At 67.3% G+C, this 24,906-nt stretch carries 31 protein-coding genes; 13 read left to right on the top strand and 18 right to left on the bottom strand.

Annotated elements, in window-relative coordinates; translation table 11 throughout:
- Positions 1–141: 141 nt before the first annotated feature.
- Positions 142–1,059, bottom strand: coding sequence for a sulfurtransferase (locus HOV91_RS15540; RefSeq protein WP_174186117.1), 918 nt, complete (start codon positions 1,057–1,059; stop codon positions 142–144).
- 169 nt (positions 1,060–1,228) lie between these two features.
- Here HOV91_RS15540 and HOV91_RS15535 point away from each other — a divergent pair, with 169 nt between their 5' ends.
- Positions 1,229–2,005: a helix-turn-helix transcriptional regulator gene (locus tag HOV91_RS15535; RefSeq protein ID WP_174186091.1), complete on the top strand. Its 777-nt coding sequence runs from the start codon at positions 1,229–1,231 to the stop codon at positions 2,003–2,005.
- Here HOV91_RS15535 and HOV91_RS15530 read toward each other — a convergent pair.
- The 3 genes from HOV91_RS15530 to HOV91_RS15520 form a co-directional block, all read right to left on the bottom strand.
- Positions 1,934–2,566, bottom strand: coding sequence for a nucleoside triphosphate pyrophosphatase (locus tag HOV91_RS15530; RefSeq protein ID WP_174186090.1), 633 nt, complete (start codon positions 2,564–2,566; stop codon positions 1,934–1,936). The genes HOV91_RS15535 and HOV91_RS15530 overlap by 72 nt on opposite strands.
- Positions 2,563–2,886 carry an acyl-CoA carboxylase subunit epsilon gene (locus HOV91_RS15525; RefSeq protein WP_438822666.1) on the bottom strand — a complete coding sequence of 108 codons (324 nt, stop codon included), beginning with the start codon at positions 2,884–2,886 and terminating at the stop codon, positions 2,563–2,565. Before HOV91_RS15525 ends, HOV91_RS15530 begins: the two co-directional genes overlap by 4 nt.
- Positions 2,887–3,087: 201 nt before the next feature.
- On the bottom strand, positions 3,088–4,728 hold the full coding sequence (locus HOV91_RS15520) for an acyl-CoA carboxylase subunit beta (RefSeq protein ID WP_174186088.1): 1,641 nt from the start codon (positions 4,726–4,728) through the stop codon (positions 3,088–3,090).
- 203 nt (positions 4,729–4,931) lie between these two features.
- Between HOV91_RS15520 and HOV91_RS15515 the strand changes: the two genes are divergently transcribed.
- Positions 4,932–5,123, top strand: coding sequence for a hypothetical protein (locus HOV91_RS15515; RefSeq protein WP_174186087.1), 192 nt, complete (start codon positions 4,932–4,934; stop codon positions 5,121–5,123).
- A gap of 28 nt (positions 5,124–5,151) precedes the next feature.
- Positions 5,152–5,958: a biotin--[acetyl-CoA-carboxylase] ligase gene (locus tag HOV91_RS15510; protein WP_312884626.1), complete on the top strand. Its 807-nt coding sequence runs from the start codon at positions 5,152–5,154 to the stop codon at positions 5,956–5,958.
- 225 nt (positions 5,959–6,183) lie between these two features.
- Here the strand turns inward: HOV91_RS15510 and HOV91_RS15505 are convergent, their stop codons facing one another.
- On the bottom strand, positions 6,184–7,137 hold the full coding sequence (locus HOV91_RS15505; protein WP_174186086.1) for an acyl-ACP desaturase: 954 nt from the start codon (positions 7,135–7,137) through the stop codon (positions 6,184–6,186).
- A gap of 158 nt (positions 7,138–7,295) precedes the next feature.
- On the opposite strand from HOV91_RS15505, the gene HOV91_RS15500 reads away from it, so the two are divergent.
- Genes HOV91_RS15500 through HOV91_RS15490 form a run of 3 tightly spaced genes read left to right on the top strand, consistent with a single transcriptional unit; the run spans position 7,296 to position 9,842 of the window.
- Positions 7,296–7,841, top strand: a complete 546-nt coding sequence (locus HOV91_RS15500) for a PH domain-containing protein (protein ID WP_174186085.1) — start codon at positions 7,296–7,298, stop codon at positions 7,839–7,841.
- Positions 7,842–7,858: 17 nt separating this feature from the next.
- Complete coding sequence (locus HOV91_RS15495) at positions 7,859–8,536, top strand: response regulator transcription factor (RefSeq protein ID WP_043688083.1); 678 nt, start codon at positions 7,859–7,861, stop codon at positions 8,534–8,536.
- A gap of 1 nt (position 8,537) precedes the next feature.
- Positions 8,538–9,842 (top strand): sensor histidine kinase, encoded by a 1,305-nt coding sequence (locus HOV91_RS15490; protein WP_174186084.1) that lies wholly within the window; start codon positions 8,538–8,540, stop codon positions 9,840–9,842.
- A 1-nt stretch (position 9,843) separates the two neighbouring features.
- On the opposite strand, the gene HOV91_RS15485 is transcribed toward HOV91_RS15490, so the two are convergent.
- Positions 9,844–10,383, bottom strand: a complete 540-nt coding sequence (locus HOV91_RS15485) for a GtrA family protein (RefSeq protein WP_043720582.1) — start codon at positions 10,381–10,383, stop codon at positions 9,844–9,846.
- 39 nt (positions 10,384–10,422) lie between these two features.
- On the opposite strand from HOV91_RS15485, the gene HOV91_RS15480 reads away from it, so the two are divergent.
- Entirely contained in the window at positions 10,423–11,643 is a 1,221-nt protein-coding gene (locus tag HOV91_RS15480; RefSeq protein ID WP_438822665.1) for a 5-(carboxyamino)imidazole ribonucleotide synthase, read from the top strand.
- On the top strand, positions 11,636–12,151 hold the full coding sequence (gene purE / locus HOV91_RS15475; protein ID WP_174186083.1) for a 5-(carboxyamino)imidazole ribonucleotide mutase: 516 nt from the start codon (positions 11,636–11,638) through the stop codon (positions 12,149–12,151). Before HOV91_RS15480 ends, purE begins: the two co-directional genes overlap by 8 nt.
- Before the next feature lie 12 nt (positions 12,152–12,163).
- Here the strand turns inward: purE and HOV91_RS15470 are convergent, their stop codons facing one another.
- Both HOV91_RS15470 and HOV91_RS15465 read right to left on the bottom strand, forming a co-directional pair.
- Positions 12,164–12,631 (bottom strand): PIN domain-containing protein, encoded by a 468-nt coding sequence (locus HOV91_RS15470; RefSeq protein WP_312884625.1) that lies wholly within the window; start codon positions 12,629–12,631, stop codon positions 12,164–12,166.
- Positions 12,632–12,731: 100 nt separating this feature from the next.
- On the bottom strand, positions 12,732–13,190 hold the full coding sequence (locus HOV91_RS15465; protein WP_174186082.1) for a helix-turn-helix domain-containing protein: 459 nt from the start codon (positions 13,188–13,190) through the stop codon (positions 12,732–12,734).
- A 102-nt stretch (positions 13,191–13,292) separates the two neighbouring features.
- On the opposite strand from HOV91_RS15465, the gene HOV91_RS15460 reads away from it, so the two are divergent.
- Positions 13,293–13,979, top strand: a complete 687-nt coding sequence (locus tag HOV91_RS15460) for a TetR family transcriptional regulator (protein WP_051046260.1) — start codon at positions 13,293–13,295, stop codon at positions 13,977–13,979.
- A gap of 164 nt (positions 13,980–14,143) precedes the next feature.
- Positions 14,144–15,301, top strand: coding sequence for an acyl-CoA dehydrogenase (locus HOV91_RS15455; RefSeq protein WP_174186081.1), 1,158 nt, complete (start codon positions 14,144–14,146; stop codon positions 15,299–15,301).
- Positions 15,302–15,412: 111 nt separating this feature from the next.
- Here the strand turns inward: HOV91_RS15455 and HOV91_RS15450 are convergent, their stop codons facing one another.
- The 5 genes from HOV91_RS15450 to HOV91_RS15430 form a co-directional block, all read right to left on the bottom strand.
- A complete protein-coding gene (locus HOV91_RS15450; protein WP_217440455.1) occupies positions 15,413–15,775 on the bottom strand; it encodes a hypothetical protein in 363 nt (120 codons plus the stop codon).
- Positions 15,776–16,006: 231 nt separating this feature from the next.
- Positions 16,007–17,146 (bottom strand): hypothetical protein, encoded by a 1,140-nt coding sequence (locus HOV91_RS15445; protein WP_174186080.1) that lies wholly within the window; start codon positions 17,144–17,146, stop codon positions 16,007–16,009.
- A 55-nt stretch (positions 17,147–17,201) separates the two neighbouring features.
- Entirely contained in the window at positions 17,202–17,732 is a 531-nt protein-coding gene (locus HOV91_RS15440) for a hypothetical protein (RefSeq protein WP_174186079.1), read from the bottom strand.
- A 163-nt stretch (positions 17,733–17,895) separates the two neighbouring features.
- On the bottom strand, positions 17,896–18,117 hold the full coding sequence (locus tag HOV91_RS15435) for a hypothetical protein (RefSeq protein ID WP_174186078.1): 222 nt from the start codon (positions 18,115–18,117) through the stop codon (positions 17,896–17,898).
- Positions 18,110–18,541, bottom strand: a complete 432-nt coding sequence (locus tag HOV91_RS15430) for a DNA-directed RNA polymerase subunit beta (protein ID WP_312884624.1) — start codon at positions 18,539–18,541, stop codon at positions 18,110–18,112. Before HOV91_RS15430 ends, HOV91_RS15435 begins: the two co-directional genes overlap by 8 nt.
- A 267-nt stretch (positions 18,542–18,808) precedes the next feature.
- On the opposite strand from HOV91_RS15430, the gene HOV91_RS15425 reads away from it, so the two are divergent.
- Both HOV91_RS15425 and HOV91_RS15420 read left to right on the top strand, forming a co-directional pair.
- Positions 18,809–19,750 (top strand): helix-turn-helix domain-containing protein, encoded by a 942-nt coding sequence (locus HOV91_RS15425; RefSeq protein ID WP_312884630.1) that lies wholly within the window; start codon positions 18,809–18,811, stop codon positions 19,748–19,750.
- On the top strand, positions 19,747–19,944 hold the full coding sequence (locus HOV91_RS15420) for a DUF397 domain-containing protein (protein WP_174186076.1): 198 nt from the start codon (positions 19,747–19,749) through the stop codon (positions 19,942–19,944). The genes HOV91_RS15425 and HOV91_RS15420 overlap by 4 nt, the downstream gene beginning before the upstream one ends.
- A 103-nt stretch (positions 19,945–20,047) precedes the next feature.
- Here the strand turns inward: HOV91_RS15420 and HOV91_RS15415 are convergent, their stop codons facing one another.
- Together HOV91_RS15415 and HOV91_RS15410 are read right to left on the bottom strand one after the other, a co-directional pair.
- Positions 20,048–20,332, bottom strand: a complete 285-nt coding sequence (locus tag HOV91_RS15415) for a GNAT family N-acetyltransferase (RefSeq protein WP_174186075.1) — start codon at positions 20,330–20,332, stop codon at positions 20,048–20,050.
- Positions 20,333–20,369: 37 nt separating this feature from the next.
- Positions 20,370–21,728 (bottom strand): FAD-binding oxidoreductase, encoded by a 1,359-nt coding sequence (locus HOV91_RS15410; RefSeq protein ID WP_174186074.1) that lies wholly within the window; start codon positions 21,726–21,728, stop codon positions 20,370–20,372.
- A gap of 228 nt (positions 21,729–21,956) precedes the next feature.
- Here HOV91_RS15410 and HOV91_RS15405 point away from each other — a divergent pair, with 228 nt between their 5' ends.
- Positions 21,957–22,481 carry a GtrA family protein gene (locus tag HOV91_RS15405; protein WP_174186073.1) on the top strand — a complete coding sequence of 175 codons (525 nt, stop codon included), beginning with the start codon at positions 21,957–21,959 and terminating at the stop codon, positions 22,479–22,481.
- Between the two features lie 117 nt (positions 22,482–22,598).
- Here HOV91_RS15405 and HOV91_RS15400 read toward each other — a convergent pair whose 3' ends face one another.
- From HOV91_RS15400 to HOV91_RS15390, 3 genes are read right to left on the bottom strand one after another with little or no spacing between them, the layout of a single operon-like run.
- Complete coding sequence (locus HOV91_RS15400; protein WP_174186072.1) at positions 22,599–23,249, bottom strand: Type 1 glutamine amidotransferase-like domain-containing protein; 651 nt, start codon at positions 23,247–23,249, stop codon at positions 22,599–22,601.
- Between the two features lie 6 nt (positions 23,250–23,255).
- Positions 23,256–24,092 carry a maleylpyruvate isomerase family mycothiol-dependent enzyme gene (locus HOV91_RS15395; protein ID WP_174186071.1) on the bottom strand — a complete coding sequence of 279 codons (837 nt, stop codon included), beginning with the start codon at positions 24,090–24,092 and terminating at the stop codon, positions 23,256–23,258.
- Positions 24,089–24,550, bottom strand: coding sequence for an HIT family protein (locus tag HOV91_RS15390; protein ID WP_174186070.1), 462 nt, complete (start codon positions 24,548–24,550; stop codon positions 24,089–24,091). The genes HOV91_RS15395 and HOV91_RS15390 overlap by 4 nt, the downstream gene beginning before the upstream one ends.
- Positions 24,551–24,906: the final 356 nt, after the last annotated feature.

Raw genomic sequence — 24,906 nt, 5'->3', positions numbered from 1 at the left:
GCTCCGCTCCCTTAATCGACAAACTTACGTCTCGGGCGAGTGTAGGCAGTCTGCCAACAGACGCCGAACTCGGCTAGCCCTACTGAACAGTAGGTCGCGGATCACAACGTACGCGGCCTGTGTTCGGGACCGCACCCTGCCCTACCTGCTCCGGGTGCGACGCGTACCACCGCGCGGGGGTACGTCGCCGGGTTCTTCCCCCTTGGCGATCGGCATGCGCACGGAGTTGCCCCACTCGGTCCAGGAACCGTCGTAGTTGCGTACGCCCGGGCGCCCGAGCAGGTAGGTCAGCGCGAACCAGCTGTGGCTGGATCGCACGCCGACCCGACTGTAGACCATTACTTCCTCCGGACCGGTCGAATCGCCGTAGACCTCGCCGAGTTCGGCGCGTGAGCGGAATCGCCCGTCGGCGGCGAGCGCCTCGGTCCACGGGATATTGGACGCGCTGGGGATATGGCCGCCGCGCAATGCCGCGTCCTCGGGCGCGCCGGGCTGCGTGGTGCGCGCGCCGGAGTACTCCTCGGCCGAGCGCACATCGATCACCGGTTTGCCCAGGTGGGCGAGCACGTCCTCGCGGAAGGCACGGTAGGTACTGTCGTCGCGGCGCACGGCCGGGTAATCGCTGCGCACCGGGTAGTCGGGTTCGAAGGTCGTGTCGCGCGCCTCGGAGATCCAGGCCGCGCGCCCGCCGTCGAGCAGCCGCACGTCCTCGTGCCCGAACAGGGTGAACACCCACGCCGTGTGGGCCGCCTGCGTGTTGCCCCGGTCCCCGTAGATCACGACTGTGTCGTCACGTTCTATCCCTTTGGCGCGCATCAGTTCGGTGAAGCGGGTTCCGTCGATATAGTCGCGCGTGACCGGATCGTTCAGATCGCTTCGCCAATCCAGTTTGGTGGCGCCCGGAACGTGCCCGATGTCGTAGAGCAGCGTGTCCTCGTTGGCCTCGATGATCTTGAGTCCCCGCGCGCCTATGTTTGCCGACAGCCACTCCGTGGTTACTAGTCGGTGAGGATGTGCGTAGGAACCGAGTGAGGGATGAGGGTCCGGGGCGACGGGCACGGTGTCTGGGTCCTTCACGCATGGGTTGACGGTGGTGGCAGCGATTCGGGGTCTCACAGCGATGGTAGGTGTGAGGCGACAGTGACTCTCGTTTCAGATCACAAATCGGATGAGGGCCGAATAAAGGGCACCTACATCCGATAAAGTCTCCCGGGAGGAGGGGTGAGCTATGTCCGATTCTTGGCCGCGGCGGCGACTGCTTGCGATCCTACGTGGCGCCAGCGAGCCTCTCGACGCCCAGGAACTGGCCAGAATCACCGGACAGCACGTCACCACGGTCCGGTTCCACCTCGATGTGCTCACCAGGGAATCCCTTGTCCGGCAGTTCCAGCAGCCGCCGCGCGGCCGTGGGCGACCGCGCATCGGGTACAGCGCGGTGCAGCGATCGGTCGGCTACCAGGATCTGGCGCAGGTGCTCGCCGATCAGCTCGGCCCCGATCCCCGGCGCAGATCCGAGGCCGCGGTGGCGGCGGGCCGGGCGTGGGGCTCCAGACTCGACGTCGGCGACCATCGGGTGGAGTCGCTGGAGGACGCCAAGGACCTGACCATCACGCTGATGTCGGAACTGGGCTTCGCGCCCGAGCGTGACCCGTCCGCGGAGGCCGAGGGGAAGGTGCTGATCCGGCTGACGGCGTGTCCGCTGCGCGAACTCGCGCGCACGCACTCCGAGGTCGTGTGCGGCGTGCACCTGGGTCTGATCGAGGAAGTGCTCGACCGGGGCGGCGCGCGCGGCGCGATCGACGTGCGGATGCATCCGTTCGTCGAGCCGGAGTTGTGCGTGGCCCGGCTGGAACTCATCGCCGCGGGGCGCGCGGAGACCGCGGAGGCGGCGACGATGCCGACGGGCGGTGACGCCGAGGCGTTGACCGCGCCGTCAGGCCGTGTGGCCCCACAGCTGCGTAACGCCGATCCCAACATCGCCAAGCAGTCGGCGCAGCAGTGGTAGCCCGATGCCGATGACGCTGGAAGGGTCGCCATCGATGCGATCGACGAACCAGCCGCCCAGCCCGTCGAGGGTGAACGCGCCCGCCACCTGGAGCGGCTCACCGGTCGCGATGTAGGCGTCCAGCTCGTCCGGTTCCGGTTTGGCGAAATGCACGGTGGTGCTGCTGCAATCGACCGCCTCGGCGGTGATCTGGCCGTCTCGCATCCGCAGCACACAGTGACCCGTGACCAGATCGGCGCTGCGCCCGGCCATGTCGCCCCATCGAGCGCGGGCGACCTCCGGTGTGTGCGGCTTGCCCTGCAACTCGCCGTCGACGAGCAGCATCGAATCGCAGCCCACCACAACGCAATCGGCGGCCAGTTCGGGGATGTCGGCGGCCACGGCGGCCGCTTTGGCGCGCGCGAGTTCCACCACCACCGTCTGTGGTGGCGTGCCCTCCGGAAGGGCGGCGGCGACCGCGTCCTCGTCCACGGCGGAGATCCGGACGATCGGGTCGATGCCCGCCGAGCGGAGAACCTCCCGGCGGGCCGGGGACGCGGAAGCCAGGATCAGGCGGGTCACCCGCGCAGATGGGACAGCTGTGGGAAGGCGTACGGGGAGAACGGCGAAGCGCCGCGGTGCATCAGCGTGGGACGGCCCCACATGTCGGGCGGGCCCGCGGGGCCGGTCGGTGCGCTGCTGTTCGCGACTGCGGACAGCACACACACCAGCGCGGCGAGCTCCTCGTCGGTGGGTGAGCCCTTCACGACACGGAAGAACGGCTCAGCGGTGGCCTCGGCGGGTAGCGCGGCCGCGTTCGAGGCGGACGCACCGACCTCGTCCGCGATCGGGTCGACTGTGAGATCCAGTTCGACGGCGCTCAACACATCTTCTTCTGCCACGGTCGTCACAGTGCCAGGTCCTCTCTTCGCCTCGATCAGGTGAACTGATCAGGCTGTTCCCGTTTTCCGACAAGCTATGGATGAAGCGATCATCCTCGGATTCACTTGTTGCGTCTTTGCAACAAGGCGGTACACGCCAGGGTAAGTGGTACCGAGTCTGATGCCACCCTTCGTGCGCGGCCTATCGAGGGTATCGCTAGATCACAGCGGGATGTTGCCGTGTTTCTTCGGCGGAAGGGTCACCATCTTGCGCTCGAGCAGTCGCAGCGCGGACACGATCTGGCCGCGGGTGTGCGACGGCGGGATCACCGCGTCCACGTAGCCCCGCTCGGCGGCGACGTACGGGTTCACGAGCGTGTCCTCGTACTCGTTCTGGAGCTCGAGCCGCAGCGCATCGACGTCTTGACCGTCTTTTGCGGCCTGCTGCAACTGCTTGCGGTAGACGAACCCGACCGCGCCGGAGGCGCCCATGACGGCGATCTGAGCGGTGGGCCAAGCGAGGTTCACATCGGCGCCCATGTGCTTGGAACCCATGACGTCGTAGGCGCCGCCGTAGGCCTTGCGGGTGATGATCGTGATTTTGCCCACAGTGGCCTCACCGTAGGCGTAGAGCAGCTTCGCGCCGCGCCGGATGATGCCGTTGTACTCCTGCCCGGTGCCGGGCAGGAACCCGGGCACGTCGACCAGGGTGATGATCGGGATGTTGAACGCGTCACAGGTGCGCACGAAGCGCGCGGCCTTCTCCGAAGCGTCGATGTCCAGGCAGCCCGCGAACTGGGTGGGCTGGTTGGCCACGATGCCGACGCTGCGGCCGTCGATCCGGCCGAAGCCGACGATGACGTTCATCGCGCGCTCGGCCTGCACCTCGAGGAACTCGTCGTCGTCGAGCAGGCGACGGATCACCTCGTGCATGTCGTAGGGCTGGTTCGGCGAGTCCGGGATGATCGAGTCCAGCTCGAGATCTTCCTCGGTGAGCGAGTCCTCGATGGCGCCGGGGATCGGGTCGGTGGCCGGGAAACGGGGCGCCTCGGCGCGGTTGTTGCTCGGCAGGTAGGACAGCAGGTCCTTGACGTAGTCGAGCGCGTCCTGCTCGCCGGAGGCGACGTAGTGCGCGACACCGGACTTGGTCATGTGCGTGTGCGCGCCGCCCAGGTCCTCCATGGTGACGTCCTCGCCGGTGACCGTCTTGATGACGTCCGGGCCGGTGACGAACATCTGGCTGGTGCCGTCGACCATCACGACGAAGTCGGTCAGCGCGGGGGAGTACACGTGGCCACCGGCGGCCGGGCCCATGATCAGCGAGATCTGCGGGATCACGCCGGAGGCCTGGATGTTGCGGTGGAAGATCTCGCCGTAGAGGCCGAGCGAGACCACGCCCTCCTGGATGCGCGCGCCCGCGCCCTCGTTGATGCCGATCAGCGGGCGGCCGGTCTTCAGGGCCAGGTCCATCACCTTGACGATCTTCTCGCCGTAGACCTCGCCGAGGCTGCCGCCGAAGACGGTGACGTCCTGGCTGAAGATGCAGACGTCGCGGCCGTCGATGGTGCCGTAACCGGTCACCACGCCGTCGCCGAGCGGACGGTTGTTCTCCAGGCCGAAGTTCACGCTGCGGTGGCGGGCCAGTGCGTCGAGCTCGACGAAGGAACCCTCGTCCAGCAGGGCCAGGATGCGCTCGCGCGCGGTCATCTTGCCCTTGGCGTGCACCTTGTCGACTGCGGCCTCACCCATCGGGTGCTTGGCCTCTTCCAGCCGATTCCGCAGGTCAGCCAGCTTCCCGGCGGTGGTGTGGATATCGGGGGAGCCCGCCGGACCTGACGCGGGCTGCTGCTGGACACTCGTCATGGCTCCGGAGTGTAACCAGTACCAGGGCGTCCTTCTAACCCAGACAGGGCTACCGGCGAGTAGAAAACCGCAGCTAGATCAAATTTCTCAGGCAAACTTCCTGGTCGGTAGCAGGGTTGGGAAGGCGGAAAATGAGTATCGTCGGCGGGTCGGGTCCGGATAGCCTGGGGGCGACGGATTCCGGCTCAGGGGAGGAGCGCGTCATGTGGGAATGGGGTAGAGCGTTCACCGAATACGCCGCCGCCGCGGCGTGGACGCGGACCACCGAGACGGCGCCGAAGTACGGCGAACCGGAGTACACGGCCCAGGCCGCCGAGGGCGAGCCGGAAGAGGGCGAGCGCGCGGGCATCGCGGCACGCGACCCGATGGTCAACGAGTACGACCTCGTCGGGTAGCGCCGTGGCCTGCGAGTAGCCTGCCGGTGTGCACAGGCCACCGTTGGATGCAGAGCAGTTGCGGCGCAGCGCCGTCGAGTCCCCGGAACTGGCGTTCTTCTCGCGAATCGACGTAGTCGAGTCGACCGGGTCCACCAACGCGGATCTGATCGCGCGGGCAGCCGATCCCGCGGCCGACCGCGTCGTTCTGCTGGCCGAGACCCAGGTCCAGGGCCGCGGCAGGCACGCGCGGCCCTGGGTCAGCCCGCCCCGTGCGCAGCTGGCGATGTCGCTGCTGGTGCGGTTGCCCGGTATCGGCCCCGCCTCGCTCGCCTGGCTGGCGCTGCTGACCGGCGTCGCCGTGGTGGACGCGCTGCGCACCACGGCGGGCGTGGCCGCGGAACTCAAGTGGCCCAACGACGTGCTGATCGACGGACGCAAGGTCGCGGGCATCCTGGCCGAGGTCGCGGCAGGCGCGGGCGGCGGCGCGCCCGCCGTGGTGATCGGCCTCGGGCTCAACGTGAGTCTCACCGAGGAGGAACTGCCGGTGCCGCACGCCACCTCGCTGACCCTCGCCGGCGCGCGGCAGACCGATCGCACGGTGCTCGTGCGGTCGCTGCTGACCGAGTTCGCCCGTCGCTTCACCGCCTGGCGCGACGCGGACTGGGCGATCGACGAGCTGTCCGCCGCCTACCGCGAGCGGTGCGCCACGATCGGCACCGAGGTTCGCGCCGAGCTGCCCGGCGGCCGGGAGCTGACCGGCGTCGCCGCGGGCGTCGACGGCTACGGCCGCCTGCTCATCGGTGACGAAGCGGTATCCGCGGGCGACGTCACGCACCTGCGCGCCCAGTACTGAGCGCTCGGACCCGCGCCGGGCGCTCACCGAATCGCGGGTCGGCCCGGTGAGCGCGCGGATCGGGGTCGGTTGGGTCAGCGCGCGGATCGTGGGTGGGTTCGGAGAGCGCGCGGCGCGACTGTCGGTGTCAGCGTGTCGCCCGCCGTAGGCAACGTGTCGACTCCTGATCAGCGTGTCGCCCGCCGTGGACACGTGTCGCCCGTCGGCCGGGCAGCGCGGTGTGTCTCAGACGTAGTGGCCGATGCCGCGCGCGGCATCGCGGGCGAGCGAGCGATCGCGCTGTTCCTCGAACTTGATCACGTCCTTGGACAGTTTCTCCACGAACTCGCCCAGTTCCTCGCGCGCCTGCTCGCCGCGCGGCCCGAGATCGGTGCGGCCGAAGACATTCCACTGCTTGAGGACGGGCTGGACGACCTCCTCCAGATGCTGGCGCAGGTCGTAGATGCCGTGCTTGGCCATCAGTACGCCGTAGCGGCGGAAATTGGGCATCCCGGCACCGGGCATCAGGAAGTTCATGACGATCTTGGTGATCGCGGGCAGCGCCTGGTCCGGCGTCAGGTCCAGCGCAGCGCCGCACAGGTTGCGGTAGAAGACCATGTGCAAGTTCTCGTCGGCGGCGATGCGCTGCAGCATGCGATCGGCGACGGCGTCGTTGCACGCCTTGCCGGTATTCCGGTGCGACACACGGGTGGCCAGTTCCTGGAAGGTGACGTAGGCGACGCTCGCCAGGAATCCGCCCCAGCCCTCCGGCGACTGGACGCCGTTGCTCATGTGGATCATCCTGGCCTCTTCCAGGGCGACCGGATCGACGGCGCGGGTAACCACGAGATAGTCCCGCATGACGATGCCGTGGCGGTTCTCCTCCGCGGTCCAGCGGTCCACCCAGACGCCCCACGGGCCGTCCTCGGAGAAACTCTGCGCGATCTCCCGGTGGTAGGAGGGCAGGTTGTCCTCGGTGAGCAGATTGGTGATCATGGCCACCCGGGCGACCTCGCTGAGCTTCGATTGCTCCGGCGCCCAGTCCACGCCGCCCAGGGCGGCGAAATTGCGGCCCTGGGTCCACGGAACGTAATCGTGGGGATTCCAGTCCTTCGCCATGGAAAGGTGCCGATTCACATTCTCTTCGGCGACCGGTTCGAGTTCGGTCAGGATTTGCAGCGAGGTCAGGTCCTTGGTCACGCGTTCCTCCACGGTCGTAATCGACGATGATGGTGAGCCGGGCGTTGCGCGATACAGACAGCCACTGCGCGGAATCGTCACACGCAGGCTGCCGATTGTGCAGCATGACGCGCTGCGGTGTCAGCCGTTCCGGCAACATCACGCGGTAGGGTTTCGGCATGGGTTACCCGGAGGATGTGCTGGCGCCCGACGAACAGTTGCTGCTGCATCGCCATCCGCATTGGAAAATGCTTTTCTGGCCGATCGTGACGCTCATCGTCGCCACGGCGCTGGCCGGTTTCGCAGGGGGGCTCGCCTCGCAGAAGGCCACGGGCACCACACGCTCGGTGCTGCTCGGCACGGTGCTCGTGCTGTACCTGGCGATTCTGCTGTGGCGTTGTCTCGCACCGGTTGTCAGCTGGAAGTCGACGCATTTCATCGTCACCGACCGGCGGGTGCTGGTGCGCCAAGGCGTGATCACCCACAGCGGCATCGACATCCCGATGAGCCGGATCTCCAGCGTGCAGTTCCGGCACGGGCTGTTCGACCGGTTGCTCGGCACCGGCACGCTGGTCATCGAGTCGTCCTCCTCGGAGCCGCTGGAGTACGACGACATCCCGGCCGTCCAGCAGGTGCACGCGCTGCTGTACCACCAGGTGTTCGAGGTGGAGCGGCACCGGGACGGCCGGGACGAGCGCTGGGACGACCGTCGCAGCTACCGGTGAGCCCGTAACCTGGGCGTATGACCGCTGTACTGCTGGCAGAGGACGACGAGGCCATCGCCGCCCCGCTGTCGCGCGCGCTCGGCCGCGAGGGTTACTCGGTGACCGTCGAGAGTTTCGGTCCCGCCGTACTGCAGCGGGCTCTGGAAGGTGGCCATGACCTGCTCATTCTCGATCTCGGACTGCCCGGCATGGACGGGTTGGAGGTCTGCCGTCAGGTGCGCGCCCGCGGCGCGGATCTGGCCGTGCTGATGCTCACCGCCCGCACCGACGAGGTGGATTTCGTGGTGGGGCTGGACGCGGGCGCCGACGACTACGTCGGCAAGCCGTTCCGGCTCGCCGAGCTGCTGGCCCGGGTGCGAGCCTTGTTGCGGCGCAGCGGAATCGGCGACGACACGGTGGAGGTGGGCGGTATCCGCCTGGAACCCGCCGCGCGCCGGGTGCTGGTCAACGGCGTCGAGATCGGTTTGGCCAACAAGGAATACGAGCTGCTCAAGGTGCTGATCGATCGGGCGGGCCAGGTGGTGGCGCGCGAGACGATCCTGCGCGAGGTCTGGGGCGACGCGGAGCTGCGCGGCTCCAAGACCTTGGACATGCACATGTCCTGGCTGCGCCGCAAGATCGGCGACGAGGGGCCCATGGCGGAACGGCGCATCGTCACCGTCCGCGGTGTCGGATTCCGGCTGAACACCGACTGACGTGCGCCGCCGGATCCTGCGTTCGATGCTCACCGTGCTGACCCTCACCACGGTGGTGCTCGGGGTGCCGCTGATCTACACGGCGTGGTTGTGGGTGGAGGACATCACACGCAACGACCTGCAGAACCGGCTGGACCGGATCGCCGCGGAGATCATCGCGCAGGAACGCGACGGCATGGTGTCCGGCGAGCTGGACATCCGTTCGGTGGCGCCGCTGGTGCCCGAGAACGGCAGGCTCACCATCGTCTATCCGTCGCCGACGGACAACGCCTCGCGCCGCGACATCGGGGTGGCCGAGGTAACCGACCCGCTGGTGGAGTCGCTCTCGATGCGCACGTCCGGGTCGCTGCGCCTGGAGGTGCCCTCCGCGCCGATGCACGCCATGCAGCGCCAGGCGGTCGCGGTGGTCGCGCTGGCGGTGCTCGCCTCGCTCGGCGCGGCGGTCTCGGTCGCGGTGGTCACCGCGCGGCGGGTGGCCGATCCGCTGCGCGACGTGGCGGCGCGGGCGGCGCGGCTGGCGATGGGTGACTTCCGGCCCGACCCGCGCAGGCACGGCATCGCGGAACTGGATCGCGTCTCCGACGTGCTCGACTCCGCGACCGTGGAGATCGCCGGACGACTACAGCGCGAACACGCTCTGGTGGCGGACGTCTCGCACCAGTTGCGCAGCAGGCTGACCGCGGTGCGGCTGCGCCTGGACGAGTTGTCCGCGCACGCCGACCCGGAGGTGGTGCACGAGGCCGAGGAGGCGATGGCCCAGGTCGACCGGCTCACCGACGCGATCGACGACCTGGTTCGCGCCTCCCGCGACGAAGACGCGGCCGATCGCGATCCGGTGCCGGTGATGGCGGAGTTGCGCGGCGTGGTGGCCGAATGGACCCACCCGTTCACCGAGGCGGGCCGGACGCTGACCCTCACCGGCGACGAGTCGCTGCGCGCCCCGATCACGGGTTCGCGGTTGCGCGAGGCGGTGGCGGTGCTGGTGGACAACGCCCTCATGCACGGAGGCGGCACCTGCACGGTGTCGGTGCGCACGGTGCGGCCGGGGGCGGACCGGGAGCCGCTGGTGTGCGTGGAGGTCGCCGACGAGGGCCACGGGGTGCGCGACGAACTGGCCCCGCACATCTTCGATCGGGGCTTCTCCGCGGGCGGCTCCACCGGTGTGGGGCTGGCGCTGGCGCGGGCGCTGGTCGAAGCGGACGGCGGGCGGCTGGAATTGCAGCGGCGCAGGCCCGCGCTGTTCGCGGTGTTCCTTGGGTCCTCGAAGGTCCGGCCGGCCAACTCGGTGGCGCCCGAGCCGCGCTGACTCAGCTGCGGCCGAGTTCCTCTTCCACGAGATCCACGAATTCGGCTTCGAGCTCGCTCATTTCGTCGGGGAAGACCCAGCGGCGCATCGCCCAGAAACGGAACGCCATCTGCAGCAGATTGCCGATGACGAAGGCGCTGATGAAGTCGGCGATGTTCTCGACCGTGAAGCTCACGTTGGGCTGGCGCAGGTCGAAGACGTAGCTGGAAATCCACAGCGGCGTGAACGCCAGCACCACGCCGACGCCGCTGACGCCGAAGAACAGCAGCGCCTCGTGATGGCGTTCCCGCCCGCCGCGATTCTTGAACGACCATTCCCGGTTCAGGATGTAGGAGGCGATAACCGCGATGACGCCGGAGATGATCTTGGCCGTCACCGGTTTCTCCGCGAGCACCGTCCACTTCAGCGCGTAGAAGATGCCGCTGTCGATCACGAACGTGGTCGCGCCGACGATCGCGAACTTGATCAATTCCCGATGCCGGTACGCGATATCTTGCAGCGGCTTGGGGAGGACGCTGACCACGTCGTCGACGAATGACACAAGACCGGAGTGTACCGGTACCGATCATTCGCGCCGGACATGACAATATTGTCCGACGTGAGCGCACGTTCCTTCGATCCATCGGCCATGCCCACCGTCACCATGATCGGTGGCGGACAGTTGGCGCGCATGACCCACCAGGCGGCGATCGCGCTTGGCCAGCGGTTGCGCGTGCTCGCCGAGAACCCCGAGGACCCCGCCGCCCAGGTGAGTCCGGAGGTGGTGCTCGGCAGTCACACCGATCTGGCCGCCCTGCGCAAAGCGGCGGTCGGTTCGCACGCGCTGACCTTCGACCACGAGCATGTGCCGACCGAGCACTTGGAGGCGCTGGTCGCCGAGGGTGTGAACGTGCAGCCGCCGCCGCACGCGCTGGTCTACGCGCAGGACAAACTGGCCATGCGCACCAAGCTGAGCGCACTCGAGCTGCCCGTGCCCGCCTTCACGGCGGTGACCTCGGTCGAGGACGCGGTGCGGTTCGGCGAGGAGCACGGCTGGCGGATCGTGCTCAAGGCGGTGCGCGGCGGCTACGACGGGCGTGGCGTCTGGATGCCCGAGTCCGCGGCGGAGGCCGAGTCGCTGGTCACCGACCAGCTCGCGCACGGCGTCCAGCTGCTCGCGGAGGCGAAGATCGACCTGAAACGCGAGCTCTCGGCCATGGTGGCGCGTTCACCGTTCGGGCAGGCGGCGACCTGGCCGGTGGTGGAGACCGTGCAGCGCAAGGGGCAGTGCGCGGTGGTGATCGCGCCCGCGCCCGACCTGCCGGAAGACACCGCGGCCGAGGCGGAGACCATGGCGTTGAACCTCGCCGGGGCACTCGGTGTGGTCGGCGTCATGGCGGTGGAGCTGTTCGAGACCGCGGAGGGGAGGCTGCTGGTGAACGAGCTGGCGATGCGCCCGCACAACTCGGGGCACTGGGGGATGGACGGCGCTCGCACCGGGCAGTTCGAGCAGCATCTGCGTGCCGTGCTCGACTATCCGCTCGGCGATACCGCGCCGCTGGCGCCGGTCACCGTGATGGCGAACATTCTCGGCGCGCCGCAGGCCCCGGCGATGTCGATGGACGAGCGGCTGCATCACCTGTTCGCCCGGATTCCCGAGGCGAAGGTGCATCTGTACGGCAAGGGAGAGCGTCCCGACCGCAAGATCGGGCACGTCAACATCCTCGGCGACGACGTGGCCGAGGTACGGGAGAAGGCCGAGCGGGCGGCGCACTGGATGTCGCACGCGGTATGGACCGATGGATGGGATCCGCATGAGTGAAGCAGGGGCACCGACCCCGGCGGTCGGCCTGATCATGGGCAGCGACTCCGACTGGCCGACCATGGAGGCCGCCGCGGAAGCGTTGGCCGAGTTCGGAATTCGCTTCGAGGTGGGCGTCGTCTCGGCGCACCGCACCCCGCAGCGCATGCTCGACTACGCGCGGGACGCGGCCGGTCGCGGGTTGCAGGTCATCATCGCCGGTGCGGGTGGCGCGGCCCACCTCCCCGGCATGGTCGCCTCCGCCACTCCGCTGCCGGTGATCGGCGTGCCGGTCCCGCTGAAGTACCTCGACGGCATGGACTCCCTGCTGTCCATCGTCCAGATGCCCGCGGGCGTGCCCGTCGCCACCGTCTCCATCGGCGGCGCCCGCAACGCCGGCCTGCTCGCCGCCCGCATCCTCGCCGCCCACGACCCAGCCCTGCGCACCCGCATGGAACAGTTCCAGGCCGGACTCGAACAGATGGTGCTGGAAAAGGACGACGCCCTACGCACCAAGCTCTTGGGCTGAGTAGCGTCTGGCTCAGCGGTCGCGACTGCCGGAACGCAAGCTCGCGACCGCTTCCACCAACCCCGCGTTCTCCAGGGCGTCCAGCACGTCCTCAATGGTTTCGGGTGGGTTGCTACGCGAATCGGCGATTTGCTGAATGCACGCCCAGACCACTCGGTCGTCCAGATCGATTTGGTCGAGCAGGAAATCGTCAGGGCTTCTCGCCTCGATGTGCCAGGGTTCCAAAGCATCGGTGGGGAAGTCCGTCAGATTCGAGGTCACGATGATTTGCGCCCCAACAGCGATGGCCGCCGCCAGAACGTGCCGATCGTCCGGATCCGGCAGCTTCAACCCTTCGATCAAGGGTTCGTATCCGTAGATCAAGCAGTCCGGGACGGCATCGTTCATCAACGTGCGCAGCCGTGCCAACCGGTCTGTCGGGATGTCCGGTCGCTTCGCGGACAAGTTGTTCAGTGCCTCGTCCAGGATTCGTCGGTCCACCGTGCCTGCACCGCGCCTGATCGCGCGAGACGGATCAGTAGGTCTCGAATCGTATTGCCATACAGCACATTTGCGTCATAAACGACAACAAAAGTCATTGTCAGATTCCGAGGTCCTGACCGAGTTTCGCCAGCTCGTCCATCGCAGCTCTGCTCTTGGCCTCGGCTCGCTGCTGGTACCGCTTCAAATCGTCGTACCGGATTCGGCGGTGCCGGCCGACCAGGCGGAACGGGATCTCACCGGCTTCCAGCAGCGTTACCACGTAAGGTCGCGACACGTTCAACATGTCTGCTGCCTGCTGTGTGGTGAGTTCGGCGTGCGAGGGCACCACGGTGACACCGCGGCCCTCTGCGGCTTGCGCCAGGATGAATGCCAGCATGCTGACGGCCTCACGCGGCAGAATCAGTGCATCGTCACCCGCGTGCTCGGGGGACACCCGAATCGTCTGTTCTGCCGGGTGTCGCATCAGGTAGTCCTTGATCCGACGCATCGCACGCGCTGCCACCTCGGCATCGATTGCTCCGGGCTCTGCCCGCTTGGCGTCTCGGATGTTGGGCATTTGATCCACCTCCTAGCCGCAGTATACGAATTATTCGAAATAATCGAAACCGCCCCGGCGTGGGGAACTCGCTCTCGCGGGGGCTGACTACGGTGTGAGGTCGTGACTACAGGGGATATCGCTCGGACGCGGGGAGGCGACGACACCGCGCATTTTCGGCTCACGGTGGTGGATCAGGCGTTGCGGTTGTTCGCCGAGAAGGGGTACGAGGCGACGACTGTCGACGAGATCGCGGAGGCGGCCGGGATCTCCCGGCGGACGTTCTTCCGGCAGTTCCGGTCGAAAGAGGACGTGATCTTCGCCGATCACGAGTCGCAGCTCGCGCAGGCGGCGGAGTTCCTCTCCGCGTCGCGGGAGGACCCGTGGGAGGCGGTGTGCGCGGCTGTGGTGCTGGTGTTCGAGCGATTCACGCAGTGGCGGGAGATCGCGGCGCGGCGGTATCAGGTGGTGCGCCGGGTGCCCGCGCTGCGGGAGCGGGAGATCGTCACGGTGTTCCGCTACGAACGGCTGTTCACCGACTACCTGCGCGAGCGACTGCCCGAGGTCCCCGATCTGGCGCGGGTGCAGTTCACCGCCGCCGTGACGGCCACGCACAACTATCTGCTGCGCCGGATGGTGCGCGGCGAATCGGACGCGGGCGCCGCGGACCTGCGGGTGGAGCTGTCCGCGATTCCGCGCGGCGCCGGGCGCGCCGCGAACGCCGACGAACTGGTCGTCGCGGTGTTCCCGCGCGACGCTCCGCCCAGGCAGATCGCGGATTTGCTGGTCCGCAAGCTCGGTACCCTGTGAGCTGGATCTGAGTGCGACCGATCTGACACTGAGTGCCACATCATCTCCCCATGTGATCGCCGTTCATGTGGGTATACTCGACCTGGATATGGCACTCAGTGCCGCTGCGCTGACTTCGCTCGGCGGAAATCAGCGATCACCACCGACGACCAGGAGTGAGCCCGATGGCGGGAAACCCCGATTTCGACCTGTTCAAGCTCGAGGACTTCCACGATGAGCTGCGCGCCGCGATCCGCGCTCTCGCGGAGAAGGAGATCGCCCCGCACGCCAAGGACGTCGACGGCAACTCCCGCTTCCCGGAGGAGGCGCTGACCGCCCTCAACGCCTCCGGGTTCAACGCCGTGCACGTGCCCGAGGCCTACGGCGGCCAGGGCGCCGACTCGGTGGCCACCTGCATCGTGATCGAAGAGGTCGCCCGGGTCTGCGGCTCGTCGTCGCTGATCCCCGCCGTCAACAAGCTCGGCACCATGGGCCTGATCCTGAACGGCTCCGAGGAGCTGAAGCAGAAGGTGCTGCCGGACATCGTCAACGGCGAGATGGCCTCCTACGCGCTGTCCGAGCGCGAGGCGGGCTCCGACGCGGCCAGCATGCGCACCCGGGCCAAGCAGGAGGGTGACGACTGGATCATCAACGGCTCCAAGTGCTGGATCACCAACGGCGGCAAGTCCTCCTGGTACACCGTGATGGCGGTGACCGACGCGGAGAAGGGCGCCAACGGCATCTCCGCCTTCCTGGTGCACAAGGACGACGAAGGCTTCGTCGTCGGCCCGCTGGAGCACAAGCTCGGCATCAAGGGCTCGCCCACCGCCGAGTTGTACTTCGAGAACTGCCGTGTGCCGGGCGACCGCATCGTCGGCGAGCCGGGCACCGGCTTCAAGACCGCGCTGCAGACCCTCGACCACACCCGCCCCACCATCGGCGCGCAGGCCGTCGGCCTGGCCCAGGGCGCGCTGGACGCGGCCATCGCCTACACCAAGGATCGCAAGCAGTTCGGCAAGTCGATCGCCGACTTCCAGAACACCCAGTTCATGCTCGCCGACATGGCGATGAAGGTCGAGGCCGCCCGCCTCATGGTCTACACCTCGGCCGCCCGCGCCGAGCGCGGCGAGCAGAACCTCGGCTTCATCTCCGCCGCCGCCAAGTGCTTCGCCTCCGACGTCGCCATGGAAGTCACCACCAACGCCGTCCAGCTGTTCGGCGGCGCGGGCTACACCACCGACTTCCCGGTGGAGCGCATGATGCGCGACGCGAAGATCACCCAGATCTACGAGGGCACCAACCAGATCCAGCGTCTGGTGATGTCGCGCGCGCTGCTGAAGTGATGTTTCGGTAGATCACAATGTTCGGGCGGTCCTGGACCGCATCTCGGGCTTCTTCAGGCCGTCGGGGTGCGTGGGGCCGCCCGAACCCTTTGTGGATCTCCGTAGCTACGCCTAGCCGCGGTAGATCTCGACGTAAGCGTTGGTGGCTATTGCGAACACACCGGGACCCATTCCCGTGCAGCCCGTGGTGATGCGCTGACCGTTCGGCGTGAAGGGGTAACTGAGTGCCTGGTAGGGGCCGATACCGTAGAGCGGGAACGGACCGCTGGCGTAGAGGCCGACGCAGTCGACATGCAGGATGTAGTTACTTCCTCCGTCGGGTTGGCAAGTCGCCGACGCACCGAACAGATCCCGCTGGACGACGCAATCCTGCGGCGCCGCTTGGGCGGTGCCGGAACCGACGATCGCGACGAAGGCCAGACCCGAAACCCCAGCGGCCGCGACGCGTGCGGCGGCGATAATCGTCTTCTTCATGAAGGCTCCTCCTGTTTCAGGGTGATCTTCGGCCGAGACCGGCTGAATGTTACTGCTGGTAGGTGTAATTCGTTTTGCCCCCGAGGTCGGACCTGTTGCTGCGAACCCGTTGAGCGGGGGCGTATCCCGTCGACTCATCCGGCCCGCCGAGATTCCATCGGCGGACACCCGCCCGCTACTTCGCAACGGGTGCGCTCGCGCGACTCGACGAGGCGAATCGAACGCGGGGGATCATCGGTCGCGGAGGACTCCGCGTGTGCGGTCCTGTCCCTGTGCGGTCCCGCCACGTTCAACGCTCGGGGCGTGTTTGGGCTCCCGCACAGCGGCTTGTGGGTGAGTCGCCTGCCCCAACCACACGAGTTTCTCCACCTCCGATAGACGCCCCTTCTCGTCCAGTTCCCTGAACACCGCGTTCCGGGCTTCGTCGAGCGCCTTGGCAGCGGCCTCGCGTTCTTTCTCGGCCGCGGCGCGTGCGTCGGCTACTGCACGCTCGCCGCCGGCAGCGTCGGCTTGTCGGACCATCTGGTCCCCGGTGTCGGCGACTTCCTGTTGCGGTGACCGATTGAGCATCGGGAATTCCCGCGCCACCCGTTCGGCCGTCTCTCGTTCGACTCGTGCGCGCTCGGTTTCCGGCATGTGGCGGGCTTGCCTGAACCGCTCGGCTCCCGCTCGGGCCTGCCGGTCGCGTTCGACTTGCCGTGGTGCGTCCGCCCGGCCACGCGCAGCGGCTTCCCGGAACTGCCGCATCTTACGGAAATCTTCGGCGCGATCGCGTGCCTGCTTCGCCAGTTCCGCGGCTTTCTCCCGCTGCTCCCGCTGCTGCGCCTTTTGCTGCCGCGCCTGCTCACCGACACCGGGCAACTCGAGCTGTTGAACCAGCTCCAAGCTTTTACCCAAGTCGATGGCCTGCACGGCCATTTCCTGCGATACCTCAATGTGCTGGAATCGACCCTTGAAATCCTGCTCCATCTGCCGAAGCAAAGCACGGATTTCCTCGGGGATATGCTTACCCTGGACCGTTACCCACGCGCCGGAACGATATTTGTCCGTCGCGAGTAGATGCCGATCTATTGCGAGTTGCTTGCGCGTCTCTTTTGTGTCATCGACGCGGCCGGACTTGTATTCGGTGAATGCACGTTCGCCACGCTCGGTGTACACCCGAGCCTGGTCGATACGGCGGTTTCCTTCGGTAGTGTATTCTCTGTGCTCGCGAACCCATCCGTTTTCGCGGGTCTCGCCGCGCATCTGCGCCATACCCCGGTGAAATCGCTCCCCTTTCTGCGAGTTGTCCCGGCCGCGCTGTTTGCTCTGTGCCTCCTGTCGGCGGAATTTCTCGCGGTCTTCCTCTCGGCGTCTGGCATCGTCGGGCATCGGTCAGCCACCCCCCGTGGAGCAAGTCAGATGAAAGTCAGCGAGTTACGGGTGATCACGGACGAGGATGCGTCTTCCAGTCAGCCCAGTCCAGGCCCATGCTGTGAGCTTCCATCGTCACGTCCGAGCAGCCTTCCTCTATCGCCCACTGCACGAGATAAAGCGCGCTGAAAACGTCATCGGTGTAGTCGAAACGCAGACTAGGACCGATCACGTCGTATATCGGCGCACTGGAAGCGGGGGCATCGAACCATTGCGCCCCGGCCTGCCGCACGAAATATTCACCAAGGAAACGGGCGTACTGGTCGACGGTATCGAAATTCTCGGGTGAGAGAATCGTGAGCTTGTCCAGAAAGACGGCGTCGGCCGCTTCCTCGATACGGGACAGAAACGGACGCTCCCACCAAGGGCACGGTGATGATTCCGGGTGCACATCTGGAAGCGTCTCTGTGAGGAATATCCGGATTTGCGATTCCATACGTTCCGGCGCTATCCACGCGGCCCATTCCTGCCGCTGCCGCACCAACTTTTCGTCTACACGGATCTCTACACCGAGATCCATGGTCATCTGCTCGTCATCCTCCACGGCTACCTCTTTCTTGGCATCATACGAACAGGTCAGTCTCGCGTCTGCGCGTGTCTCCGGGCAAGCGACGGGCTGAGGGGCGGGGTGTCGCATCAGCGTTCGATACACAGCGTTCGTACGGCAGCCTTCCCGATCACCGCCGAACCCTCTCGACAGGTCGACATCAAGGTTCCAAGTACAGGCGTTCGCACGGCAATCGCGGGTAGCCGTCGGTGTCGTCTGCGGATACCTGCACGGCGTCGTGCCAGTGGTGGGCGCGCCATTCCTGGACGAAAAGGCATGCGGCCGTGATGCAGGCGACGAAGTCGAGGCGGGCTCCGTGCCAGAACACCGACAGGTGGACGTCCGGCTCGAATGGGAGGGGGGATGTCGCGCGGTCAGGCATACGCCGCCCATCGCCGACGGCGCGCGACCTTTTCGGCCACGCAGCTACGGATCGCCGTGACAATCAGACAACCGGAGGGACGAAAAGCCGTGTTGGGTCGCGTTATCCACGCGCGGAACCGGGTTCCTCGATCGGCGGGGCTCGGCAACGCGATCGTCCCGCCGTACCGGATGATGGACACGTTCAAACGAAACATCTCGGCGAACAGCGGTACGTCGTCCGGCAGATCCGGCCGGATGATGAAGGTCCACCGTTTCGATCGTGGATGCGACAGGATCGGTCCCAGTTCGTGGCCGTGGTGCTGCATCCACGCCTTCACGTGTTGTCCCAGCACGGCGGGCATGGTTACTGCCCAGACCATCCCGGTGCGGACGACGATGCGTCCGATCTGGGGAGGGTCCACGGTCGCGGGGAGGCCGCACACCTGGCGGTAGTAGTGGCAGCGAGACAACGGTGTGTCCCCAAATGCTATGTGGCGCATCGAGACCTCTGCTTCATCGGAGGGGTTCAGGTGCGCCCGGTCCGCGACCGACCCTGATCGATACCGGGACGAAAGGGAGCGAACAACGTTGTGAGGGACGCGTTTCCGCGTGCCCTCTCGGGCGCACCTTCAGCGAATCACTGGACGTGCTCGATGAACTACGTGAAGATGAGATCTCATCAGCTCCACCAGCACGTTTTTCATCCTGCAATGAGAATTGGCCCGGAGATGAGAAGCCAGGGCCGCCCGAGTGGACAGGAAGCCGGCATGGCCGAAAGTGGTGGCTCGACCCTCCCTCGTCGTCAGCTCGGCAGGCACCTGCGGAACGGACGCGAAGCGGCGGGATTGACGTTGGCCGATGTGGGGGAACGGATGCAGTGGAGCGTCAGCACCGTTCAGCGCATGGAGGTCGGCAAGACCGAGCGTATCCGCACCGTCGATATCGAGGCGCTGTGCAAGATCTACGACTTCACCGAGGAGTACACGACCGCACTCGTCGGCCTCGCGAAGCAGGCCAGTGTGAAGTCGTGGTGGCATGAGTTCGGCGATCTGATCCCCGAGAACTTCGATGTGTTCGTGGATCTGGAAGCCACTGCGCGGGCGTTGACGTGGTACGAGCCGGAACTTGTTCCTGGGATCTTTCAGACCCCCGCATACGCGAGTGGGCTGATTCGCGCTGGCTACCCCGACGAGACTCCGCTGGAGCACGAGCGCCGGGTACACCTCCGACGCAAGCGTCAAGCGCTGATCACTCGCAAGACGAAACCGGTAACCGTGGACGCCATCCTTCGAGAGTCGGTGCTGCGCGGGCTCGTCGGAGACGACCGCGTCATGTCCGCGCAGCTCCGACATCTAGTGGACCTCATGGGTTTGCCCAACGTCACGATCCGAGTGCTCCCGTTCTCAGTTGGATTCCCCATGGGTGTGGCCGTCGGGCCGTTCGTGATTTTGAAGTCCGGGGGCGACGGCAAGCGACAGCCGAAGGAGCCTACAGTTGTCTACGTCGAAAGCTTCACGGGCGATTTGTACCTCGAGAAGCTCGGCGCTGTGCGCCGGTACGTCGATGCCTACCAGAAGTTCGAGCGCGCGGCGCTGGACCCGGACCAGAGTAAGAAGCTGATCCGGCAGATAGCAAGGGAGTACGCACCGTGAACATCGAGCGCTGCGAGGCGAGATGGTTCAAGAGCAGCCACAGTGGGGCTGACAAAGCGTGTGTCGAGGTCGCCTTCCTCGAGGGAGGTCAGGTCGGGGTTCGGGATTCCAAGAACCCGACCGGCGCGGCGCTGGTGTTCGCCTCCGGTGAGTGGGACGCCTTCATCACTGGCATTGCCGACGATCGTCCCTGAACCCATCCGACACCTCGACTACACGGGGCGTCCGCGAGTGGCACATGGTTGTGGCAACCGCGAGTAGACCTCTCGGTGACGGGCCTACTCGCGGACGCGTCGCTCAGGAGACCAGGTCTGCGTATTCCCGGTGTTCGGCGATGTACTTCTCCACGTACCAGCAGGTGGGGATGACGGAGAAGCCGGACTTGCGGGAGTCGTCGAGGGCGTATTCGACGACTTGGGCGGCTACTCCCCGGCCACGGAATTCGGGGAAGGTCATGGTGTGGTGGAAGTCGCGGACCTTGAGGTCTTCGCGTTCGGCGTAGTCGGCGTACCCGGCGAGGGTGTCGTCGATGTAGATCTCGAAACGGGTGTCGGCGACGTTGTGCTCGAGCCTGGTCGTCATGGTCGGGTAGAACTCCTTGTCGGTACGGAATGTTCCTTCACAGGATCGCGCCGGGGTTGAGGATGCCGTCCGGGTCGAGCGCGTCCTTGACGCGCCGGGTCAGGGCCATCACGTCGGGGCCGAGCTGATCGGGCAGCCACGCCTTCTTCAGTCGTCCGACGCCGTGCTCGCCGGTGATGGTGCCGCCGAGGGCGATGGCCAGATCCATGATCTCGCCGAAGGCGCGGTGCGCCCGCGCGGTGAGATCAGCATTCGACGGGTCGTGCACGATCAGCGGGTGGGTGTTGCCGTCGCCCGCGTGCGCGATCACCGAGACCGTCACCGCGTTGCGCTCGGCGATCTCGGCGATGCCGGACACCAGGTCGCCGAGCCGGGGCAGCGGCACGCCGACGTCCTCGAGCAGCAGCGGCCCGAGTTTCTCCACGGCGGGAATCGCGAAACGCCGTGCGGCCGCGAAAGCCTCGCCCTCGTCCGGGTCGTCGGTGTGGAAAACCTCTGTCGCACCCGCTTTCTCGCAGGCCGTCGCCATGATCTCGGCCTCGCGCCTGGCGAATTCGCCGGGCGCGTCGGAACGCGCGACCAGCAGCGCGGCCGCCTTGCGGTCCAGACCCATGCGCAACTCGTCCTCCACGGCGTTGATCGCCACCGAGTCCATGAACTCGAGCATCGAGGGCCGCAGCTCACCGGTGATCGTCAGGATCGCCTCGGTGGCGGCGGTGAGCGTGGCGAAGCTCGCGACGACCGTGCTCTGCGGCGGTTGCGCGGGCAGCAGGCGCAAGGTGAGCTCCGTGATCACGCCCAGCGTGCCCTCGCTGCCGACGAACAGTTTGGTCAGCGACAACCCGGCCGAGTCCTTCAAGCGCGGACCGCCGAGCCGCACGACGGTGCCGTCGGCGAGTACCACTTGCATTCCGAGCACGTAATCGGTGGTCACGCCGTACTTGACGCAGCAGAGCCCGCCCGCGTTGGTCGCGGCGTTGCCGCCGATCGAGCAGATCTCGAACGACGACGGGTCGGGCGGGTACCACAGGCCGTGCTCCGCGACCGCGCGCTTGACCTCGGCATTCAGCAGGCCGGGCTGCACCACCGCGGTCCGGGTCACCGGGTCTACGGAGATCTCACGCATCCGCTCGGTGCTCAGCACGATCGCTCCGTCGACGGCGGTCGCGCCGCCGGACAGTCCGGAACCGGCTCCGCGCGGGATCACCGGGACGCGGTGCGCGGTGGCCCACCGCAGCGTCGCGGCCACGTCGTCGGTGCGGGCGGCGCGCACCACGGCCAGGGCGGTGCCCGCGTCGGGGTCGCGCGCCCAGTCCTGCCGGTAGCCCGCGAGCAGATCGGGGTCGGTGAGCACGGTGCCGTCGGGGAGAGCCGCGATCAGGTCATGCAGGTCCACAACCTTCACGCTAGCGTCCGGCGCCCGAGATTTGCCGATCGGCCGCCCCGTGCGCGTGTGTGACAAGGAACCGGAAGTTGCCGAGGCGCTGCCGGACGCGGACGACGTGGCGCCGCCTCGCGGCCTGGTCCGGTCCGGACCACACCGCAGGCGGCCCGGAGCAGCTGAGCCACCGGGTGGTCGCCGCCCGCTCATCTGGCGGACACCTGCCGCTGGCACGCTGATCGCGTGCACGAGCTGTCCGAGACCGCCGACACGATTGCCGATCGGTTCACCCGTTGGTGCGAGGCCGTCGTCGGCCGCTTGCCGTTCGGGCTGAATCGTCTTGTGCCCGCCACCTTCCTGGGCTTCGCGCTGATCAACAGCGGCACCTTCGCCGTCGACCTGGCGCTGCTCACCGTCTTGCACGGCCTGTTCGATCTGCCGATCTGGTTGGCGGTGACCGTGGCGTACGTGTGCGCGTTCGGGCTCAGTTTCGTGCTCAACCGCACGTTCAACTTCCATTCGCACGCGCCGGTCGGCAGGCAGGCGGCGATCTACGTCGTGGTGGTCGCGGTCAACTACTTCGCGTTCATCCTCGGCGTCGGCGGCGGACTGGCCGCGCTCGGCCTGCAATACCACGTTTCCCGGCTGCTGGCGGGCGCGTGCGAGGCCGTCTATATGTACAGCGCGATGCGCTGGGTGGTCTTCCGGCGCTCGGTCGAGCCGAAACCGCGACTGGTACGCGACGGGAACCGCGTCGCTGGGGCGTGAGCGCCGCTCGCCCGGGTCACAGGCGGACAAAGCACGCGCGCTGGTCTCCCGTAGTGACCGAGGCGGCGCGGAGATCCGGAGGGAGCAGCCGGTGCGACTTCGAGCAGCTGCCGACGCTCACGTCACAGTATTGATCAGCGCCTCGGTGCGCGTGCCGTCGACGACGATCGCGTCGTCATCGGTCAGCGCCCAGTGCGCGACGCCTTCGGCGCGGTAACGGGCCGCGAGCCGGGTGCAGTGACCATCGGGGTCGGTGGCCGAATCGACGTGCGGCACGATGCGGCGGTCGACCAATCCCAGTCCATCCCATCGCGGTTCGATGCCACAGGCCGGTTCGACCTCGGCCGGGTCGTCGGCCGACTCCAGGCCGTGCAGGTCGGGGGTCAGAACGCAGGCCCCGGCGCTGTATCCGGCGTAGACCAGCGCGTCGGCGGCGAGCAACCGGGAAAGGACCCGGTCCGCGCCGCTGCGGGCGAACTGGGCGCGCAGCACGAATGTGTTGCCGCCGCGCACCCACAGCAACGGGAACTCGGCCAGCTTTCGTTCCAGCTCGGTTTCGCGCCCGACGTACTCGCGCAGGTCGAGCACCTCCGGCCGGTAGCCGAGCTTGCGCAGCGGCGCCATATCGCTGGTCACCGCGCCCGCCCACGCCTGCGGCCAGGCGTCGCAGGCATTCGGTATCAGCGCGACCCGGCCGGGCGGCCCCGCGAGTGCGACGAGCCGGTCGTAGTGCGCCCCGAAGCGGTAGCTGGACAGGAACAGCCGCATGGCGGGTCAGATGGTGAACGCCAGGTGGCGCACCAAGCGCTGCCCGAGTTCGCCGTCGCCGTGGATGGTGATCTCGTCCAAGTGCTCCTCGGCGGTCGTCCGGCCGCCACCGAGCCGCACGAAAAGCCGCGAGTCCATGCCGATCTCGACAGTGGACGGCTCGTCGAACGCGTCCACGTAGCGCGCCCGGCCCGCCACCTGGATGTGCAAGGTCCTGGCCAGCGGACCGCTCAGCGCGAAGGTGATCCGCGCACCGTCCGGCGCGTCGCCCTTCTTGACCACCACGCGCGGGATGCTGCCCGCGAACTCCTCGAACGCCAGCTTGCCGCGCGGCCCGCCCTCCTCGACCGTGACGCCGAGCGCGTCGGCGATGTCGAGTTCGTGCATCCAGCAGTCGAACAACCGCACCCGCATGAACCTGCCGTAGGTCACCTGGCCGATCGGCGAGACGGTCTCCTTCTCCCACTCGGCCTCGCCCATCGCCGTGAGCGCCGCACGCCTGCGTTCCACGACGTCGCGAAAGAGCTCGAGCAGCCGGGCGCCGGGCAGCGGACGCAGCCGGTCCACCCAGATCTCGTTGAGCACCGCGGTCTCGTTGCGCACGTAGGGCAGCGTGCGCACGTCGGTCTTGGCCCTGGTGGGGTCGTGCGCGGGCGGGCGCTCGCCCAGCAGCCAGGACTCGGTGCCGATCATGTGGGCGACCAGGTCGAACACGGTCCAGCCCGGCAGCGACGACGGAGTGCGCCAGCGGTCCTCGTCCAGGGGAGCGACCAGTGCGTCGATCGCCTCCCATTGGCGCGACAGCAGGCCGATCAGCGCGGTCCGGTCCAATGTCTCGGTCATCCGTCGCTTTCCTTTTCCGGGCCTGCGCCCTCGTTGTCCAATGCCGCGAGGCCGTCCCGGATGGCCGCGGCGGTGCCGACCGGGTCGTGCGGACGTCGCAACAGGAACCCCTTGGCGAACCGCAGCATGTCGCCGTGCCTGCGCGGGATCACGTGCAGGTGGACGTGCGCGACGGTCTGGAAGGCCGCGGTGCCGTCGTTGAGCACCAGGTTGGCGCCGTCGGCGGCCAGGCTGCTGCGCCGGATGGCCAGGGCGAGCCGATGTCCAGCGCGGAAGATCTGCGCGCCGAGGTCGGCGTCGAGATCCTCCAGTTCGGCGGCGTGCCGTTTCGGTATGACCAGGGTGTGCCCGCGGGCAATCGGCCGGATGTCGAGGAACGCGCAGAGCGCGTCGTCCTCGTAGACCTTCGCCGCCGGTGCCTCGCCCGCCACAATGCGGCAGAAGACGCAGTCGTTCACACGCTGGACCATACGGCGTACGAGCCGAGGGGAACACCCCGGAGCGCCGATCCGCATGACGCCCGTCACGCAGGCGCGGCCGGCCGATCCCACGACCAGGTGCCGAACCTCGAGGTTGGTAACGAACTTCTCCGTACGGTCTTGCCGTGTTCACATGCGGAGACGACGATCACAGATCGACAAGAAAAACGGGCAGACCGGGCAAACCGCGGTTCGGCGGCGGACGAGCTCGTTCCGAGATGACCGGAAGCCATCCGGCGGATCGGCGCGAATCGTCCGGCGTGTGTGACTGGCATCTCAGCTAGGCTCACCGCGGGCCAGGTACAGTTGCGAGGATTTGGGCGAACTTACTCAAC

Source organism: Nocardia barduliensis, assembly GCF_013315795.1.
In the GTDB taxonomy this organism is placed as follows: domain Bacteria; phylum Actinomycetota; class Actinomycetes; order Mycobacteriales; family Mycobacteriaceae; genus Nocardia; species Nocardia barduliensis.
This window is presented reverse-complemented; position numbering and strand designations above follow the sequence as displayed.